Origin of the sequence: Devosia riboflavina, assembly GCF_000743575.1 — a bacterium.
GTDB classification, from domain to species: domain Bacteria; phylum Pseudomonadota; class Alphaproteobacteria; order Rhizobiales; family Devosiaceae; genus Devosia; species Devosia riboflavina.
On the sequence record NZ_JQGC01000010.1, the window covers coordinates 60,807 to 77,990 of the forward strand.

The following is a 17,184-nucleotide window of genomic DNA, read 5'->3' on the forward strand; positions in this document are numbered from 1 at the left end:
GCACTAGTTGAGGTCGGCATAAACGGCGCGAATGAGGTCCTTGGGATAGCGTCCCGTGCACCCTTCGAGCGCCGTATTGCTCATCGACACTATGGTAATGGCATTGGCGGGATCGACAAGCCAGGAATGTCCATAAACCCCGCCCCAATTGATGGTGCCCTTGGCGGAGGGCGATGCGGCGGCTTCGGGATCATCGACGATGGCGCCGAAATAGCCAAAGCGCTGGCCCTGATCTTGCCGGAAGATATCGCCAATGCGATTGGAAAAGCCCAGTGCGACAGTCTCCGGCTTCAGCACGGAGCCGCCGCCCTTGCGCAGGGTTTCGAGGAATTTTGCGATGTTCTCCGGTGTGCCGGCCATGCCGGCGCCGCCGGACTGAAAGGCTTTGTCACTAAAGATGCGGGAGGGCGAGAACATCACCGTGCCGCCGTCTTCCCCGGCAACAAATTGCGGGTCGGTCATCACGGTGGGTTCCGGCGTGCCATCGGCATAGGGGGTGGCGAGGCGCGCCTTGTCGGCAACGAAGAAGCCGGTTTCGTCCATGCCGAGCGGCCCGGTGATGTGGGCGTGCACGGCGTCTTGGAGCGAACCGCCCTGCACTGCCGCGAGCACTGCACCGAGAACGTCGATGGCGACCGAATAGGTCCAGCCTGTGCCAGGCGCGAACAGCAACGGGGCGGCGGCGACCTTTGAGAAGTTGGTCCGGAAATCCTTGTCGGTCGGCCCCAAGCCGGTCGAAATCGTCTCGTCGGCATAGCCATAGGCAAGCCCGGAGGTGTGCGTCAGCAGGTGGTGGATGGTGATCGGCGCTGGGGAGCCGTCTTCGAGTTTGGGCGTAAAATAATCGAGGTGTTTTGAAACGAGATCGTCGAGCCTGAGCAAGCCCTTGTCGATCATTGCCAGGGCCGTTGCGGCAACGATGGGCTTCGTGACGGAGGCCAGCCTATAGATGGCGTTTTCGATCATCGGCACGCCGGCCTTACGATCGAAATGGCCGGCAGTGCGCCGCAGGATCAGCTCCCCATGGCGATAGACGATCAGTTCTGACCCGACGATCTTGTTGCCGGACACAGCCTCATCCATGACCGCGTTGACGCGCGCGCCCATATTCCCCTCCCAGAGATGTGCTTGATTATTTAGACGGCGAAACTCGTGCCGCAGCCGCAGGATGCGACGGCGTTCGGGTTCTTGATCTGGAAGGCCTGGCCGATCAGATCGTCCGTAAAGTCGATTTCCGCGCCGCCCATGAATTCGAGGCTCAGCGAATCGATCAGCACTGTGGCATCACCCTTTTGCAGCACGAGGTCGTCCTCGTTCGCCGTCTCCTGCACGAGATTGTATTCGTACTGGAAACCGGAGCATCCGCCGCCAGCCACCGAAATGCGCAGCACTGTGCCCGTCGGTTCTTTCGAGAGAATGCGAGACACGCGCTTCGCGGCGCGATCCGACAAAGTCACGGCAGGGGTTTCGGCAAGGGCGGCAGCGGTCATTTGAAGTGTCCGTACGGTCGTAATGTCATAACACTGGCCTTAAGATAGGCGCATCAAGCGCCGTTGCAAAGGCCTGGAACGAGAAGATGAACGAAACAGCGCCTTATGCCAGCAAGCCCGAAGATTCCCTCGGGCGTCTCTATGGCACCGGACCGAGCCCGACACGCTCGGAATTCCAGCGAGATCGCGACCGGATCATCCACTCGACGGCGTTTCGTCGGCTGCAGCACAAGACGCAGGTTTTTCTGCATCACGAGGGGCGGCATTTTCGCAATCGGCTGACGCATACGCTCGAAGTCAGCCAGATCGCCCGGTCCATCGCTCGGGCGCTGAGGCTCAACGAAGACCTGGCGGAGGCCGTGGCGCTGAGCCATGACCTCGGCCACACGCCTTTCGGCCATGCGGGTGAACGCGCCTTGCATCGGGCCATGGCGCCCTATGGCGGGTTCGACCATAACGTTCAGGCCTTGCGGGTCGTTACACAGCTCGAGAATCGCTATGCCGAGCATGACGGCATCAATCTCACCTGGGAAACGCTGGAAGGCATTCTCAAGCATAATGGTCCGCTGATTCATCCGGATGGCCGTCCATATGGTCGCTATGAGGAAGAAGGTTTGCCAGCAGGTGTCGCCGATATTCCCGCGGTCGCGGATTTGCGCCTTTCAAGCCATGCGAGCCTTGAGGCGCAAGTGGCCGCTATTGCGGACGACATCGCCTATAACGCCCATGACATAGACGACGCCCTGCGCGCTGGCCTCGTGCAGCTTGCCGACTTCGAGGACGCGCCGATGGCGGGGCCAATCGTTCGTGAAGTCGAAGAGCGCTACCCCGATGTCGGTGCCAAGCGCCAGACGCACGAAGTGCAGCGGCGCATGATTACGCGGGCCATCGAGGACGTCATTGCCCAGAGCGCGGCCGGTATCGTCGAGGCAGGTGTCGCTAGCGCCGAAGATGTCCGCATGGCCGGCAAAACCCTCATTGCTTTTTCCCCACCCACAGCCGAGGCGGAAAAAGGATTGAAGGCGGTTCTCTATAAGCGCGTCTATCGTGACGAGGCGGTCATGCGGCCGGTTCGCGAGAGCGAAGCGGTCGTTGAGCGGCTGTTTGCCGCTTATATGGAGAGTGCCAATATGCCCGGCCGCTGGGGCGACGCTGCCACGACGGCGAGCGATGCCAATGCCCGCGCGCGCATCGTTGCGGACTTCATTGCGGGCATGACCGATCCCTATGCGCTTGACGAACATCAGCGCTTGTTTGACGCTCGCCCGGAATTCCGCTAACCGCCTGACAGCATTTCCAGCGGGTTTGTCATGGATATCTTCGCACTTTTCACCACTCGGGTCACCGAGGCTCTGCTTGCCGATCACCCCGAACTGGGCGCCGATCTGCTGTCGCGCGTTGTGGTGGAACCCCCGCGAGACCCCGCCCATGGCGATCTCTCGACCAATGCCGCTATGGTTGTGGCAAAGCCCCTCGGCAAGAATCCGCGCGAAGTCGCTGCGGCCCTGGTCGAGCGGTTTAAGGCCGATTCCGATGTAACCTCGGTCGAGGTTGCGGGCCCAGGCTTCATCAACTTCCGTCTCGCGACGCCCATTCTGCACAAGGTGCTGAAGGCTATCGGCGAGCAGAAGGACGCCTACGGCAAGTCGAACCTCGGCAAGGGCGAGCGGGTCAACGTCGAATATGTCTCGGCCAACCCGACCGGTCCCATGCATGTGGGCCATACACGCGGCGCCGTCTTTGGCGACGCGCTTGCCTCGCTCATGGCCTATTCCGGCTATGATGTGACGCGCGAATATTACATCAACGACACCGGCGGCCAGACCATCATCCTCGGCCAGTCCGCTCTGCTGCGCTATCGCGAAGCGCTTGGCGAAACCATCGAGATTCCCTCGGGTTTCTATCCCGGCGACTACCTCATTCCCGTCGGCAAGGCGCTTGCTGCCGAATATGGCGCTTCGCTGCTCGAAAAGCCCGAACAGGAGGCGGTTCTTATCGCTCGCGAGGCGGCTCTTGCCGAGATGATGGAGCTGATCAAGTCGGATCTCGCCCAGCTCAATATCCATCACGACGTCTTCTTCTCCGAACGCACCCTGCATGGTCAGGGCGGCGACATCCAGACGACGCTCGACTGGCTGCGCGAAGAGGGCATGGTCTATCAGGGCCTGCTTGAGGCGCCCAAGGGCAAGACGCCGGATGACTGGGAAGAGCGCGAGCAGACCCTGTTCCGCGCCAAGGATTTCGGTGATGACACCGACCGCGCGCTGGTCAAGTCGGACGGCAGCTACACCTATTTCGCCGCCGACATTGCCTATCACCGCAACAAATATCTCCGCGGCTTCAAGCACATGGTCAATGTGCTCGGCGCCGATCACTCGGGCTATGTGAAGCGCTTACAGGCAGCGGTGAAGGCGGTATCGCAGGGTGAAGCCGACATCGACGTGCGCATCTGCCAGCTCGTGCGGCTGCTCAAGAACGGCGAGCCGTTCAAGATGTCGAAGCGCTCGGGCGACCTTGTCCTGCTTTCCGATGTGGTCGAGGAAGTCGGTGCGGACGCCACGCGCTTCATGCTGCTCTTCCGCCGCAACGACGCTTCGATGGATTTTGACTTTGCCGTTGTCAAAGAGCAGACCCGCGACAACCCGGTCTTCTATGTGCAGTACGCCCACGCCCGCGCCTGCTCGATCTTCCGCACGGCCGAACGCGATGTGCCGGGCCTCGATTTCAGCGCCCCGGCCCTCGCCAATGCCGAGGTCGAACTGCTCACTTCTGCTGCCGATCTTGAGCTGATCCGGCTTCTCGCCGCCTGGCCGCGCACGGTTTCTGCCGCAGCAGTTGCACACGAGCCGCATCGTATTGCATTCTACGTTCACGAACTCGCGGCGGCCTTCCACGGCTTCTGGGCAAAGGGCAAGGATGATCACTCGTTACGCTTTGTTAACGCTGCCGATCCAAAGCTCACCTTGGCGCGACTCGCACTTGTGGATGCCGTACGTCAGGTAATCCGCAATGGCCTTGGAATTCTGGGTGTTTCGGCTCCCGAAGAGCTTTCATAATTCGGGCGCATTAGTGTGAAAACTCGCGGCAAACTCCCTAAGGGAGCGCTTGCAGCAATCTAGGGGCGCTGGCCGATGACGACAGCGAAACCGAAACATATGGCAGGACAGACCGATAGCGCGGACGACCTGATCGCAGAACTCGCCAGACTGATGGCCGAAGACGCTCAGGGCGATAAGCCCAAAAGCGAGCCGGCCGTAACGGTCAGGATACCGGGTGGCGATAGTCCAGCAGCTTCTGCGCCCCCGAAAGTAGCCGAGGCACCGAGCCGCCCCGTGCGTATTCCGGGCGACAATGCGCCCGCGCCCGCGCCTTTTGTTTTCGATTTCGACCGCAAGCCGCAGGCTGGCCAGCCCAAGACGGAAGCGCCGCAGCGCGTCGAACCCGCAGCGTTTGCGCCTGCCTTCGGCGCGCCCAAGCCAATCGTCAACGAGGCGCCGGTTGCGGCGCGGCCCCAGCCGGCACCGACTGCGCCGGCGGAGCCTATTGCTATCGCGCCGCAGGAGGTCGCTCCTCCGGCCCCGGTATTTGTGCGCACCGAACCGGTCGTGCCGCCGGCCGAAGAAATGCCCGAGCTGGATCAGGACAGCCTTGCGAGCCTGATCGCCGCCGAGCTGGCCGTCGGCGAAGAACCCGAGCCCCATGCCCAGAGGCAAGACGATCCGGTCGACGAGCTGGATGTCACCGACGCGGTGCTTGGACAGACCTTCCCGCGCGAGGCCGATGCTTTCGGCATCCCTCCGGTTTTCGGTCTGGCTTCGAGCGCCGCAAACAGGCCTGAAGCCCGCCCGGTGCCCGCCGAGGTTGTCGCGCCCGAAATCAAGCCGGCGGAGACCGTTGTCGCTCATACCCCCGCCGTGCCGCCGCAGCAGCAAAAGCCACAGGCATTGCCCGATCCGCTCGAGGAGATCGAGCGCCTGATTGGTCCCGCGGCCCGCGTTCAACAGGCCCCGGCTGCCCCGAGCCCTGCCTTGCGCAGCCTCGCGACGCCCACCCTGCCGACCCGCGAGCCCCAGCCGGCCGCCGTGGCCACGCCCGCGCGGGACAATACCCGCGTCTCGTCGGTGGAAGAGGCTATTCTGGCTGCCGCTGAAACCAGCGGAGCCCGCTTGGAATGGGTGGAGCCCGCCATCGAGGCCAGCCTGCCGCCCGAAGAGCCCGTAAAGCCTGCGAGGGCGCCACGCGGCCGAGTACTTGGCCTGACGCGTTCGCTTGCCGGCCCCGTCGTCGCCACTTTGCTGCTGGCTGTTGCCGCAGTCGGCCTTTACACGGTCCTCGGCCTTGGCAGTGGCACGCCGGAGGGCCCTGCCCCGCTGGTTGCCGCCGATACGACGCCGACCAAGGAAGTTCCCGAACCCACTCCTTCGGCAGACGCGGCCAGCCAATCGGTGGTCTTCAACGAGATTTCCGGCGTGGACACCGGCGCGGAAGAGCAGATCGTCTCGCGCGATCAGTCCGACGTTGAGGCCGTTACGCAGGTCGCCTCCACGGACCTGAGCGAAGAGGGCCTCGTCAATCGCAAGGTTCGCACCGTTACGGTGCGGCCGGACGGCACCATTGTGAGCGGCAGCGACAATCTCGCTGGTTCGGCAATGCTTCCTGTCGATCGGCCTTCCGTACCAGACGTTCCCGGCGCCGACTTCTCGACACCTGATCTGATCGCCAATGCCATTGCCAATGCGCCGGCGGCGACGCCCGAGCCAACTCCTGCTCCTGCAGCAGGACCCGCGGTCGTTCCCGTTCAGCCTGGTTCGACCGTTCCGGTGGTCGACCTTACTGGTGCACCGGTCACTGGTAAATCGGCGCCTGTTCCGCTCGTTCGTCCGACGAATTTCGCGCCGCAGGCGGCCGTTACCACACCGGTGACGGCAACGTCGGCACCTGCGGTCGCCACAGCCCCAGCGACCACCCTGCCCGCGGCGACCCCGGCTGTCGCACAGCCTCAACCGGTCGCTGCGCCTTCAAGCGCTAGCACGGCTCCTGCCTATGTGCAGTTGTCGTCCCAGCGGACGGAAGAAGCCGCACGCCAGACGGCCCAGCAGATCGCCGGTCGGTTCGGCCCGCTCTTCGGTGGCGCCAGCCTCGAAGTGCAGCGCGTTGATCTCGGTGATCGTGGGATTTTCTACCGCGTTCGCGTCCCGGCTAATTCGCTACAGGATGCCAATACCATCTGTTCGAACGTCAAGGCTGCGGGCGGCGACTGCTTCACCCTCTAGCGGGGCGTGCCGCAGCGGCAAGGCGCTGCGGCGATATTTCTTCAGAAATCGGCGAACTGCGGCGCTATGGATTCTGCCAGCGCCGCTGCGTTGGCGCGATCTTCCGGACGAGCCATGGACGACGCACGAGTGAGCAATTCATCGACCTGCGCCTGATCGGCCGTGCCGAGGCAACGCTCATGCGACAGGTTCAGCCACATCAACCCTTCGATAGGCTGGGCCTCGATGCCATCCATGCCGTTGAAGAGGAGATCGCCGAGACGTGCCTGGGCCAGGCAATGGCCCTTGCGGGCGGCAAGCGAGAACCAGCGCGCGCTCTGCAATGGATTTACGCCCAGGCCTTCATCCTGCAGATACAGCAAGCCAACGCGGTACTGGGCATCGGCATCGCCAAAATAGGTAGCGGCGTGGAGCAGTAGGGCGTGAGAGCGCTCGATATCGGCGGGAATGCCGGCATCGGGCACGCCCAGGCGATAATAGTCGCCCATCTTCACAAAAGACTGCGCAACGATATCGGACTCGACGCCGCGCGGCGCGGCATCGGCATGCTGATTGGCAATCTGGGCAAAGTAGCCAAAGGCCTTGGCAGGATCCTTGGCAACGCCCTCGCCATTTTCGTACATGGTGCCGAGCTGCCACATGGCCATGGGCTGGCCGGCGGCAGCGGCATTTTCAAGCGCGGAAAGATAGGCGTCGCCGGACACGCCGCCGCCAGCGCCATCCAGCATATTGGCTAGATCGAGCGCGGCTTCGGCCGCTGTCTGTGCCTGTGCGGGGATCGCTGCTGTCAGAACCGACAGCGCAAGTCCGGTTACCGCGGATGCCAGATAAAAAGCCGGCGATTTCCGCATCTTACTCCTTTTGCCCATAACGGCCTGGGCGGGTGCTACAAATATCTGCTGTCCGATCGACACTGGCGAGCAATTTGAGCCCGAAGCCGTTCGAGGAAAAGCGAAGTGTGAACTTTTGGTAAACTCGCATTGCGGCAGGATTTGAGCCGAGGAGATCACATCCCCGAGGGCAATGTCGGCGGCCATATGGCCACTCAAATACCTGGACTTCGTCATATCCTGTTTGCGCACGTGCTCACCAAGAACCGGCGGATTCCCGCCCATTTTTCAAGCAGTCTGGCGCGCCACAGACAGGCCGAAGACGAAACCTCGCGGTTTCACCCCTGAACTGCCGACACCCGCCCCCGAATGCCTAGCCATCTCGTTTAAGATGAGATTGTGGCGGGAAACATCGCCAAATTCTTTATGCCGAGTGACGCCGCAGTGAATCCCGGGTGCTGTTGCCAATTCGTCACAGAGGTCGGGAGCCTGACTGACCTCGACGAACACGGCGTTGTGAAAGCGGCGCGAAGCACCCATACTTCGTCGGCTTTTGCGCCGCATATAGGAGTTCGAAATGAAAGCGATCCTGTTCCCGATCAACCACACGGAAATCCATCAGGACATGATCGTTCATGCATTCGAAAAACTCCTCGGAAGAGGCGCGCCGCGACAGCATTAGCCGCACTCTTCACGCCAGCCTTTCTGACTTCTTCGCGCGTCCCGGCTTTCAGCGGGCCCGCAAGTTCGTTTCCTACTATCGCCCATACCGGCACCTGCTGGTCATGGACCTCGTTTGCGCAGCGCTGATCGCGGCAACGGCCATTGCCCTGCCGCTCTGCGCCAATTACGTGACCACGCGCCTGCTGATCCTCGACGACAGCGGCGAGGCGCTTTCGCAGATATTCGCCATGGGTGGCGTTATGGTCCTGGTGCTCATCGCCCAGGCCGGCGCAACCTTCTTTGTCGACTATCAGGGCCACGCCATGGGTGCGCGCATCGAAGCCGATGTGCGGCGAGAGCTCTTTGAGCACTGCCAAAAGCTCTCCTTCGGCTTTTACGATCGCAGCCGCGTCGGGCAATTGATGAGCCGGATCACCAATGACACCTTTGCCCTGGGGGAAATGTTCCACCATGGGCCCGAGGACATTGCTATTGGCCTCCTGAAGTTCACCGGCGCTCTCACCGTGCTGTTCTTCATCGATGCAACTCTGACGGGCTACATTGCCATTCTCCTGCCTATAGCAATCGTTTACGCGCTCTATTTCAACCGGCGCATGAATAAGGCCCTGGCCCTCAGCCGGGAGAAAATCGCCTCGGTCAACGAGCGGGTGGAGGACGCGCTGGGTGGCATTCGCGTGGTGCAGTCCTTCGCCAATGAGGGTTTTGAACTGGCCCGGTTTGAAGCGGAGAACCGGACATTCGTCGAAAGCCGCAAGGATGGCTACCGCAGCGAGACCTGGTTCTTCGTGGGGATGGAGGTGTTCGTCCATCTCGTCACGATTATCGTGATCATTGCCGGCGCCATGCGCATCCTTGCGGCAGACATGTCGGTGCCCGACCTGCTGACCTTCCTGCTCTGCGTGGGCGTTCTGGTCGATCCGGTCAACCGCCTCGCCAATATCGTCCGCCTCTGGCAGGAGGGGTCGACGGGCTTCACGCGCGTAATGGAAATCCTCGAGCAGGCTCCGCATATCGTGGATGCGCCGCAGGCCTGCCCTGCCCCGCATTTCCGGGGCAAGATCACCTTCGATCGGGTCAGCTTCGGCTATGGCGATGGTCGAACCGTCTTCTCGAACCTGTCGCTCGATATTGCGCCGGGCGAGTTCGTGGCCCTGGTTGGGCCTTCGGGTGTGGGGAAAAGCACGCTCTGTGCCCTTATCCCGCGCTTCTATGAGGTCGAAAGCGGCGGGATCACCATCGACGGGCAGGATATCCGCGATTTCGAACTGGCCTCGCTCCGGCGCCAGATCGGGGTCGTGCAGCAGGATACTTACCTGTTCTCCGGCACGGTGGCCGAGAACCTGCGCTATGGCCGTCCAAATGCCAGCGACGACGAGGTTGTGGCGGCGGCACAGGCTGCCAATGCCCACGACTTCATCATGGCCCTTCCACAAGGCTATGACACCGACGTGGGACAGCGCGGCGTAAAACTGTCTGGCGGGCAAAAGCAGCGCCTGACCATCGCGCGTGCTTTCCTCAAGGACCCGGCCATTCTCATCTTCGACGAGGCAACCAGCGCGCTCGACAATGAAAGCGAGCGCGCTGTGCAAATGGCGCTGCAATCGCTCGCCAGGGGTCGCACCACCCTGGTGATCGCGCATCGGCTGACGACCGTGCGCAATGCCGATCGCATTCTCGTGCTCACGGAAGACGGGATCGTGGAGGAAGGTCGGCATGACGAACTGATGGCGGCGGATGGATACTACGCCCGCCGTCAGGCGGTTCAGGCCAGCATCTAGCGCCTCAAAAACTGCCCCTCTCCGCTGGGGAGGGGCAAAAGGCTAGAAGAGACGGCTTTTGCGCATCCACCAGACGAGCGCACCGGCCAGCGCGATCAGGGCGCCACAAACGACCCAGAACGCACCGCCATAGTCCGCCAGGGGTATGCCAGACACGTTCATCCCGAGCATGCCGCTGATCAGGGTAAGCGGGGAAAACACCACCGTTACCGCCGCCAGCAGCAACATGGTGCGGTTCATCTGTTCGGCGCGATCGTCGATGATCTCTTCATGAACGAGCACTGCGCGTTCAGAGAGGGCCTGCAATTCATCGCCGATACGGGCGGTGCGCATGGCCGCATCGCGCAGCCGCAGTCGATCCCGATCCGAGAAGAAAGACAGGTCCTCGATTTCCAGCGTCGTCAGCGCATCGCGCTGCGGCCACACGAGGCGACGGAAATTGATGAGGGTGCGGCGCAGGTGCTCAAGATTGTCCTGCGCCCTTTCCGTGCGGTGGGTGATGAGCGTTTCTTCGACTTCATCGAGCCTGTCGCCGAGCATCTCGATCAAGGGTTCAAGGCGATCGGTGGCACGCAGGGCCAGGCGGGCGATCAGGTCGGCCGGGGAAATTGGCGCATGCGCCCCCTGCTCCCATTTGGTGAGGCCCAGAAAGTCGAGAATATTGAGTTCGGACGCGATGATGACGCGGCCTCGCTCGATCCAGACCGTCAGGAATTGCCGGCCGACATCGTGCGGAGCGGCGCCTGGACGCACGACACGCAACATGACCAGAGCCCGATCGTCCATCACCGTGCAGCGCGCGCGCGACGTTGGAGTGGTTAGCAGCCCCGAATTGAATTCGCCCAGCTCACCGCGCAGCCAAAGCTTGAACTCGGGGGCCTTGGAATTGCCCACGATCAGCTTGAAGCCGCGCGGCGGCGCGGACGGCGGCACGTCGCTCGGTTCATACCGCTTCATGCCGCCGTCGCCGTCAAAGATCAGGACGGCGCCGACGCCTACGAGACCGTTATGCAGGGCGCGGTCGCTGGGCTGCTTCGGCGTGCCGTCCATGTTGTCAGCTCAAACGCTTCAGGGCTTCGAGAATCTTCTGACGCCGATCGATTGCAGCTTCACGACGAGCCTTCTGCTCTTCGATCACTTCTTCAGGTGCCTTCGAGACGAACTGCTCGTTGCCAAGCTTCTTGTCGATACCCGTGATCTCGCCGTCGAGCTTGCCCACTTCCTTTTCGAGGCGGGACTTTTCGGCGGCGATATCGATCACGCCGGCAAGCGGCAGAGCGTAGGTGGCGTCGCCAACCACGAACTGGGCAGACTCGCCCGGCACCAGGTTCTGCGGCGAGATTTCCTCAAGCCGCGCAAGGCGGCTGATCAGCGACGTGCCGGCGACAAGACGAGCCAGCGTCTGCTCGCCTGCACCGGTCACGACTAATTGCAGCTTGGCGCCGGCCGGAACGTTCATTTCCGCGCGCACCGAACGAACATTGGAGATGACATCGACGAGCCACGCCAGTTCCGCGTCGGCCTCAGCGTCTTCCAGACCCTGATAGGTCGGCCATTCGGTGAGAATGAGGAGATTGTCGCGCTTCGGGCCGGCCTTGCCGGTTTCGGCCCAGAGCTCCTCGGTGACGAAGGGCATCATCGGGTGAAGCATGATCAGGATCTGATCGAGTGCCCAGGCAGCGGTCGCCCGCGTTTCGGCCTTGGCGGCCTCGTCCTCGCCGTTGAACACCGGCTTGGCGAATTCGACATACCAATCGCAGAACGTGCCCCAGACGAAGTCATAGGCATTGTTGGCGGATTCGTTGAACTTGTAGTCCTCGATGCCCTGACGAACGCTGGCGAGCGCGCGCACCGTGGCGCCGACAATCCAGCGATTGAGAGCGAGCTTGTTGGACTTGGGATCAAAGCCTTCGACGCGGCGACATTCGTTCATCTCAAGGAAGCGCGCGGCATTCCAGAGCTTGGTGACAAAGTTGCGATAGCCTTCGACGCGCGAAATCGCGAGTTTTAGGTCGCGGCCCTGCGCAGCCATTGCCGCCAGCGTGAAGCGCGTGGCGTCGGCACCATATTCGTCGACAAGCTTGAGGGGATCGATGACGTTCCCCTTGGTTTTGCTCATCTTCTGGCCCTTTTCGTCGCGGACCAGGGCGTGCATGTAGACTGTATGGAACGGCTCTTCTTCGAGGAATTCCAGGCCCATCATCATCATGCGGGCGACCCAGAAGAAGATGATGTCGAAGCCGGTGACCAAAACATCGGTCGGATAATAGCGCTTGAGTTCGGCCGTTTCGTCCGGCCAGCCGAGCGTCGAGAAAGGCCAGAGCGCCGACGAGAACCAGGTGTCGAGCACGTCGGGGTCGCGAGTCAGTTCGACGGCCTTGCCATAGTGCTTGGTCGCGGCTTCCTGCGCTTCGGATTCGTTGTAAGCGACAAAGGCCTCATTGTCCGGACCGTACCAAGCCGGAATCTGGTGTCCCCACCAGAGCTGACGCGAAATGCACCACGGCTTGATGTTTTCGAGCCAGGCGAAATAGGTGTTTTCGTATTGCTGCGGCACGAACTTGGTGCGGCCTTCGCGAACCGAAGCGAGCGCTGGCTGGGCCAGCACATCGGCCTTCACCCACCACTGGTCTGTAAGAAAGGGCTCGATGACGACGAGTTTTGATTTCTCGTCATGCGGCACCATGATCTTCTTGTCTTCGATATGGTCGAGGCCGCGCGTGGCGTTCTCTTCGGCGAGGGCTGTCAGGTCGGCAACGATCGCCTTGCGGGCTTCGAAGCGATCCAGACCACGATACTTCCCGGGGATGAAATCGGCATCGATGATGGCGCCGCGAGTCGTGAACACGTTGATCGGCTCAACGCCGGCGCGCGCGCCGACCTCGAAGTCGTTGAAATCGTGAGCAGGCGTGATCTTCACGGCGCCGGTGCCCAGGGTCGGATCGGCATATTCGTCGGCAACGACCGGAATGCGGCGGCCGACGAGCGGCAGTTCGATGAACTTGCCTACCAGCGACTGATAGCGCTCGTCTTCCGGATGCACGGCAACGGCGACGTCGCCCAGCATGGTCTCGGGACGGGTCGTCGCGACGATGATGTAGTCGCGCGTCTCGTGTCCGGTGACGTTGCCTTCTTCGTCCTTGATCGGGAACTGATAGGTTACGCCATCGGCCAACGGATAGCGCAGGTGCCACATGTGGCCCTTGATCTCGATGTTCTCGACCTCAAGGTCAGAAATGGCGGTTTCGAGGCCCGGATGCCAGTTCACCAGGCGCTTGGCGCGATAGATGAGGTCGCGCTTGTGCAGCTCCACGAACACCTTGGTAACGGCGCGCACCATCTGGTCGTCGGCCTGGCCGCGCTCGCCCATGGTGAAGCGTTCGCGCGAAAAATCAGCCGAAGCGCCAAGGCGCTTGAGCTGGTTCATGATGGTGCCGCCGCTCTCGGACTTCCATTCCCAGACGCGGTCGATAAACGCCTCGCGGCCCATCGAACGACGATCCATCTGCTTTTCGGCAAGCTGGCGCTCGACGATCATCTGGGTGGCGATACCGGCATGGTCGGTGCCGGGCTGCCAGAGCACGTCCTTCTTCAACATGCGGTTGAAGCGGATGAGAATGTCCTGGATCGTGTTGTTGAGCGCGTGCCCGATATGAAGCGAGCCCGTTACGTTGGGCGGCGGAATGACGATGGTGAAAGTCTCCGCACCCGGCTTTGCGCCCGCACCAGCGGCGAAGGCCTTCGCGTCGAGCCAGGCATCATAGATGCGGCTTTCCACGGCAGCGGGTTCGTAAGTCTTTTCAAGCATAGGTCACTCGCAACAACATTGACCCGCCACGGAGAACATGGCGGGCCCAAACAGGGTTGGCAACTTCAAGCAAAAGCGCGCCGCAGGGTCAACTGCGGCGGGGCAGGAAAAGCACCCTGCCCCTGATATGGGAAATCAATCGCCGCGTGCAACTCGGGCGATTTCCTTCTCGACCATGCGCTCGACGACGGAAGGCAGGTTTTCGTCCAGCCATTCCTTGAGGATCGGGCGGAGCATTTCGCGGACCATGGTCTCGATGGTCAGATTGGCATTGCCGAGAGCCGGCGACGGCACAATACCGATGCCGGCAGCGCCCAGCTTGTCGATGGAGCTGCGGATAGCGGCCTTGGTGGTCGTCTCGAGGAGACCATCAGCGATATCGGCGCTCAGGGTCGCGTCGGGCATCGGCGAGGCGGCTGCGACGGACGGGCGAGCGAAAGCGATCGGTTCGGGCGCAATCTCGGCCACGGAGCGGTCTTCATCGATACTGACGGCAGAAAGCACGGGAGCAGCCTCAACTTCTGGTTCGGGCGAAAATTCGGGTTCGGCTTCTGCCTCGACGTCTTCGGCAAGGCTCGGAGCGGGATTGAAGCTCGGAAATTCGGCAATGCCGACTTCGGGCTCGGCCGGCGAGAAGCTGATATCGTCGGGCACGACCAGGGCCGGAGCCTCTTTCGGCTCGGCAGTTTCGGCCTGGGCATCGGCAAGCAAGGCATCAAAGCCCATATCGGCGGCAGCTTCGCTTTCCGGCACGATCTGCGCCGAGGAAAGTTCCAGCGGCTCATTGTCCTGGTCTGCGCCAAAGCTCACCGCTTCCATCGGATCGGGCGCAACCTGCAGCGAAGGACGGCGCGGCGCGGCACTCTCGTCGTCATCGGCAATGATCTGCCGAATGGAAGACAGAATCTCGTCCATGGAGGGTTCTCTGGCGGCCGGCTTGTTCATAAGTGCCTCTTCAACTCATGCGCGACGCTCGAGAGGGCTTCCGCATGCCACCCAACCCGATTCGTTACCTACACCTTAACCGGTTCTGCTGGGCTTAGGAATCCACAGGACGCCATGCCCGACAACTTCCACAAAAACTTGTGGCCGGGACAGGCCCGGCCACAAGATTTGGATTTGCTGTAAAAACTACTCGGCGACGGTGCGCAATTCCTGCCACACGTCCTCGACGGCCTGCGTATAGTTGACCGCGGACTTCACGGTAACAGGCAGGCCGAGATTGGACGCGGTCAGGCGACCCATGGCGGAGAGCAGCGAGAAGGTCGCAACCACTTTCGAGGTCTGGGCATTGATCAGGCCTTCCTTGGCGCTGGTCAGTTCTGCCTGCGAATTCAGCACGTCGAGCGTGGTGCTGGTACCGAGGTCGCGTTCCTGGATCGTGCCATCCAGCACTGTCGTGCCGGCCTGCACTGCGGCCTGCGCCGCCTGAATCTGTGCATCGGCACTCTGGATACCCGCCCAGGCGGAAATGACGGCTTCGCGGACCTGGTCGTAGGTGGACATCGCTTCCACCTCGGACTTGATCTGCCCGAGATTGGCCTTGCGAACGCTGGCGCCCAGGGCACCACCTGCATAGATCGGCACGGTGACCTGGAAGCCGACCGAACCGCTGAGACCGTCCGTCATGCCGCCATTGGTCCAACGGCTGCCTACCTGCCCGGTTACCGACGCAGTCGGCCCGAAGGCTGCTTCGGCGGCATCGGTGCCCGCCTGCGCGGCGCGGATTGCCGCCTTGGACATCATGATGGCCGGGTGACCGACCTCTGCCTCGGCCAGAGCGGCGTCGATAGAGTTTGGAATGAGGCGCGCATAGTTATGCGCAGAATTAAGCTGCTGCGGACGCGTGCCCACCAAGCGCTGGAATGTTGCCTGGCTGACTTCGAGCGTGCTGAGAGACGCGCGGTAAGCAGCCTCGCCCTGTGCAAGGCGCGCCTGGGCCTGGGCGACGTCGATGCGCGTGCCCTCGCCCACATCCAGCCGGTCCTGGGCCGACTGCAGCTGAGCCTGGAAGAAGCGGATATTTTCTTCGCGCAATGCAACGAGCTGGCGGCCGCTCAGCACGTTCATATAGGCCTGAACGACGGAGAGGAGGACATTCTGCTCGGAATTGCGGATCTGGTATTCGGAGAGCTCAGCAGCAGCTCGTGCGGCCTCGATCTGCGCTTCGGTCTTGAAGTTGTCGAAAATGGTCTGGTTGTAGGAAACGCCGGTGGTGATCGAAGGACCACCGGAAAACTGGCCGCCAACGAGGCTCCAGCTCTCGCTGCCGCTTATCGAAGCGCCGATGGTCGGCAGCTTCGCCGATTTGGCCAGCGCAATATTCTCGGCCGAGGCCTTTGCTTCAAGCAAAGCCGCCTGCAGGTCCGGCGCGTGATCATAGGCAGCGGTCAACGCCTGGGTGATCGACTGAGCCTGTGCCCCGCCAGCCGCCCCCAACGCCAAGAGAATGGCGACCGCGCTCGCCGTCACGAACTTATTTACCATAGGTACCCCGCATTCCGACCCTATTACCAATACGCCCGGCATATGGGGTCTACAACCAACCATACCCATGCCTATCAAAATTTAACGTACGCTTCGTTTCAACCCGTGGCCGTTTGGCAACAAATCGACCGCTAGAAAACGAATTCGTCCTTTTGCGCCCAGCTCCACAAGCGCGGCATGGTTGCATCGAACTCTGACGTGAACATTACGCTATCGTCGTGTCGCTGGAAAACATGGATGACCGCGATGCCCCGTTGCAGAATCGGCACAACCAGCCGCCCGCCCGGCGCCAGCAGCCGAATAAGGTCATCGGGTTCAGCGTCCACCGCACCTTCCACCACGATGGCATCAAAAGGCCCTTCCCCAACCGCTTCTATGCCGCCGGCAATCACCCGGGCGTTTTCGATCCCGAGCTGAGCTAGATGCGTGTTGGCGCGAGAGGCAAGGTCGGCGTCGAATTCGACACCGACAACCTGGCCCCCGACACCCGCCAGGACCGCCGTAGAATAGCCGCTCGCAGCCCCGACATCGAGAACCCGGCTATTGTCCGCGATCTCGGCAAGCTGGGCGATACGCCCAAAATGTGCCGGGGAAAGAATGAAGCGTTGCCCGGAGGCCAGCGGCTGCAGGTCATCGACATAGGCAACCGGCTTGCGACCGTCGGCGACGAAAATTTCGCGCGGCACTTCTGCAATGGCGGCGAGCAGCCGACGCTCCGTGACGCCGCTGGTGCGCAACTGGCTGTCGATCATAGCCATTCTTGCGCTTCGATATTCATCCATCAGCCAGCGTTCCGGCGCCCATTGATATGCTGGACGTGAATATAGACGAGCC

At 61.9% G+C, this 17,184-nt stretch carries 12 protein-coding genes; 4 read left to right on the forward strand and 8 right to left on the reverse strand.

What is annotated here, in order from left to right:
* Positions 1 to 3 precede the first annotated feature (3 nt).
* A complete protein-coding gene (locus JP75_RS12080) occupies positions 4 to 1,107 on the reverse strand; it encodes a serine hydrolase domain-containing protein (protein ID WP_035083208.1) in 1,104 nt (367 codons plus the stop codon).
* Between the two features lie 29 nt (positions 1,108 to 1,136).
* The gene (gene erpA / locus JP75_RS12085) at positions 1,137 to 1,490 is read right to left on the reverse strand and encodes an iron-sulfur cluster insertion protein ErpA (protein ID WP_035083209.1); all 354 of its coding nucleotides are present in this window, start codon (positions 1,488 to 1,490) and stop codon (positions 1,137 to 1,139) included.
* Between the two features lie 86 nt (positions 1,491 to 1,576).
* Between erpA and JP75_RS12090 the strand changes: the two genes are divergently transcribed.
* From JP75_RS12090 to JP75_RS12100, 3 genes are all read left to right on the forward strand, one after another.
* A complete protein-coding gene (locus JP75_RS12090) occupies positions 1,577 to 2,770 on the forward strand; it encodes a deoxyguanosinetriphosphate triphosphohydrolase (RefSeq protein ID WP_035083211.1) in 1,194 nt (397 codons plus the stop codon).
* Positions 2,771 to 2,800: 30 nt separating this feature from the next.
* On the forward strand, positions 2,801 to 4,546 hold the full coding sequence (gene argS, locus JP75_RS12095; protein WP_035083213.1) for an arginine--tRNA ligase: 1,746 nt from the start codon (positions 2,801 to 2,803) through the stop codon (positions 4,544 to 4,546).
* A gap of 75 nt (positions 4,547 to 4,621) precedes the next feature.
* A complete protein-coding gene (locus JP75_RS12100; RefSeq protein ID WP_084587641.1) occupies positions 4,622 to 6,763 on the forward strand; it encodes an SPOR domain-containing protein in 2,142 nt (713 codons plus the stop codon).
* 41 nt (positions 6,764 to 6,804) lie between these two features.
* Here the strand turns inward: JP75_RS12100 and JP75_RS12105 are convergent, their stop codons facing one another.
* Positions 6,805 to 7,614 (reverse strand): tetratricopeptide repeat protein, encoded by an 810-nt coding sequence (locus JP75_RS12105; RefSeq protein WP_051960647.1) that lies wholly within the window; start codon positions 7,612 to 7,614, stop codon positions 6,805 to 6,807.
* A gap of 764 nt (positions 7,615 to 8,378) precedes the next feature.
* On the opposite strand from JP75_RS12105, the gene JP75_RS12110 reads away from it, so the two are divergent.
* Positions 8,379 to 10,055 (forward strand): ABC transporter ATP-binding protein, encoded by a 1,677-nt coding sequence (locus JP75_RS12110; RefSeq protein WP_244446310.1) that lies wholly within the window; start codon positions 8,379 to 8,381, stop codon positions 10,053 to 10,055.
* A gap of 42 nt (positions 10,056 to 10,097) precedes the next feature.
* Here the strand turns inward: JP75_RS12110 and JP75_RS12115 are convergent, their stop codons facing one another.
* From JP75_RS12115 to JP75_RS12135, 5 genes are all read right to left on the reverse strand, one after another.
* Positions 10,098 to 11,105 carry a CorA family divalent cation transporter gene (locus tag JP75_RS12115; protein ID WP_051960648.1) on the reverse strand — a complete coding sequence of 336 codons (1,008 nt, stop codon included), beginning with the start codon at positions 11,103 to 11,105 and terminating at the stop codon, positions 10,098 to 10,100.
* Positions 11,106 to 11,109: 4 nt separating this feature from the next.
* Complete coding sequence (locus JP75_RS12120) at positions 11,110 to 13,863, reverse strand: valine--tRNA ligase (RefSeq protein ID WP_035083219.1); 2,754 nt, start codon at positions 13,861 to 13,863, stop codon at positions 11,110 to 11,112.
* 135 nt (positions 13,864 to 13,998) lie between these two features.
* Positions 13,999 to 14,808 carry a DUF2497 domain-containing protein gene (locus JP75_RS27230; protein ID WP_035083222.1) on the reverse strand — a complete coding sequence of 270 codons (810 nt, stop codon included), beginning with the start codon at positions 14,806 to 14,808 and terminating at the stop codon, positions 13,999 to 14,001.
* Positions 14,809 to 14,994: 186 nt separating this feature from the next.
* Positions 14,995 to 16,350 carry a TolC family outer membrane protein gene (locus tag JP75_RS12130; protein WP_035083227.1) on the reverse strand — a complete coding sequence of 452 codons (1,356 nt, stop codon included), beginning with the start codon at positions 16,348 to 16,350 and terminating at the stop codon, positions 14,995 to 14,997.
* A 131-nt stretch (positions 16,351 to 16,481) separates the two neighbouring features.
* Entirely contained in the window at positions 16,482 to 17,108 is a 627-nt protein-coding gene (locus JP75_RS12135; RefSeq protein ID WP_160194682.1) for a protein-L-isoaspartate O-methyltransferase family protein, read from the reverse strand.
* Positions 17,109 to 17,184: the final 76 nt, after the last annotated feature.

What these genes read in the sequence shown, in the direction of transcription:
- JP75_RS12080 (WP_035083208.1), bottom strand. Translation starts at nt 1,107, where the DNA reads ATGGGCGCGCGCGTCAACGCGGTCATGGATGAGGCTGTGTCCGGCAAC.
- erpA (WP_035083209.1), bottom strand. Translation starts at nt 1,490, where the DNA reads ATGACCGCTGCCGCCCTTGCCGAAACCCCTGCCGTGACTTTGTCGGAT.
- JP75_RS12090 (WP_035083211.1), top strand. Translation starts at nt 1,577, where the DNA reads ATGAACGAAACAGCGCCTTATGCCAGCAAGCCCGAAGATTCCCTCGGG.
- argS (WP_035083213.1), top strand. Translation starts at nt 2,801, where the DNA reads ATGGATATCTTCGCACTTTTCACCACTCGGGTCACCGAGGCTCTGCTT.
- JP75_RS12100 (WP_084587641.1), top strand. Translation starts at nt 4,622, where the DNA reads ATGACGACAGCGAAACCGAAACATATGGCAGGACAGACCGATAGCGCG.
- JP75_RS12105 (WP_051960647.1), bottom strand. Translation starts at nt 7,614, where the DNA reads ATGCGGAAATCGCCGGCTTTTTATCTGGCATCCGCGGTAACCGGACTT.
- JP75_RS12110 (WP_244446310.1), top strand. Translation starts at nt 8,379, where the DNA reads ATGGACCTCGTTTGCGCAGCGCTGATCGCGGCAACGGCCATTGCCCTG.
- JP75_RS12115 (WP_051960648.1), bottom strand. Translation starts at nt 11,105, where the DNA reads ATGGACGGCACGCCGAAGCAGCCCAGCGACCGCGCCCTGCATAACGGT.
- JP75_RS12120 (WP_035083219.1), bottom strand. Translation starts at nt 13,863, where the DNA reads ATGCTTGAAAAGACTTACGAACCCGCTGCCGTGGAAAGCCGCATCTAT.
- JP75_RS27230 (WP_035083222.1), bottom strand. Translation starts at nt 14,808, where the DNA reads ATGAACAAGCCGGCCGCCAGAGAACCCTCCATGGACGAGATTCTGTCT.
- JP75_RS12130 (WP_035083227.1), bottom strand. Translation starts at nt 16,350, where the DNA reads ATGGTAAATAAGTTCGTGACGGCGAGCGCGGTCGCCATTCTCTTGGCG.
- JP75_RS12135 (WP_160194682.1), bottom strand. Translation starts at nt 17,108, where the DNA reads ATGGCTATGATCGACAGCCAGTTGCGCACCAGCGGCGTCACGGAGCGT.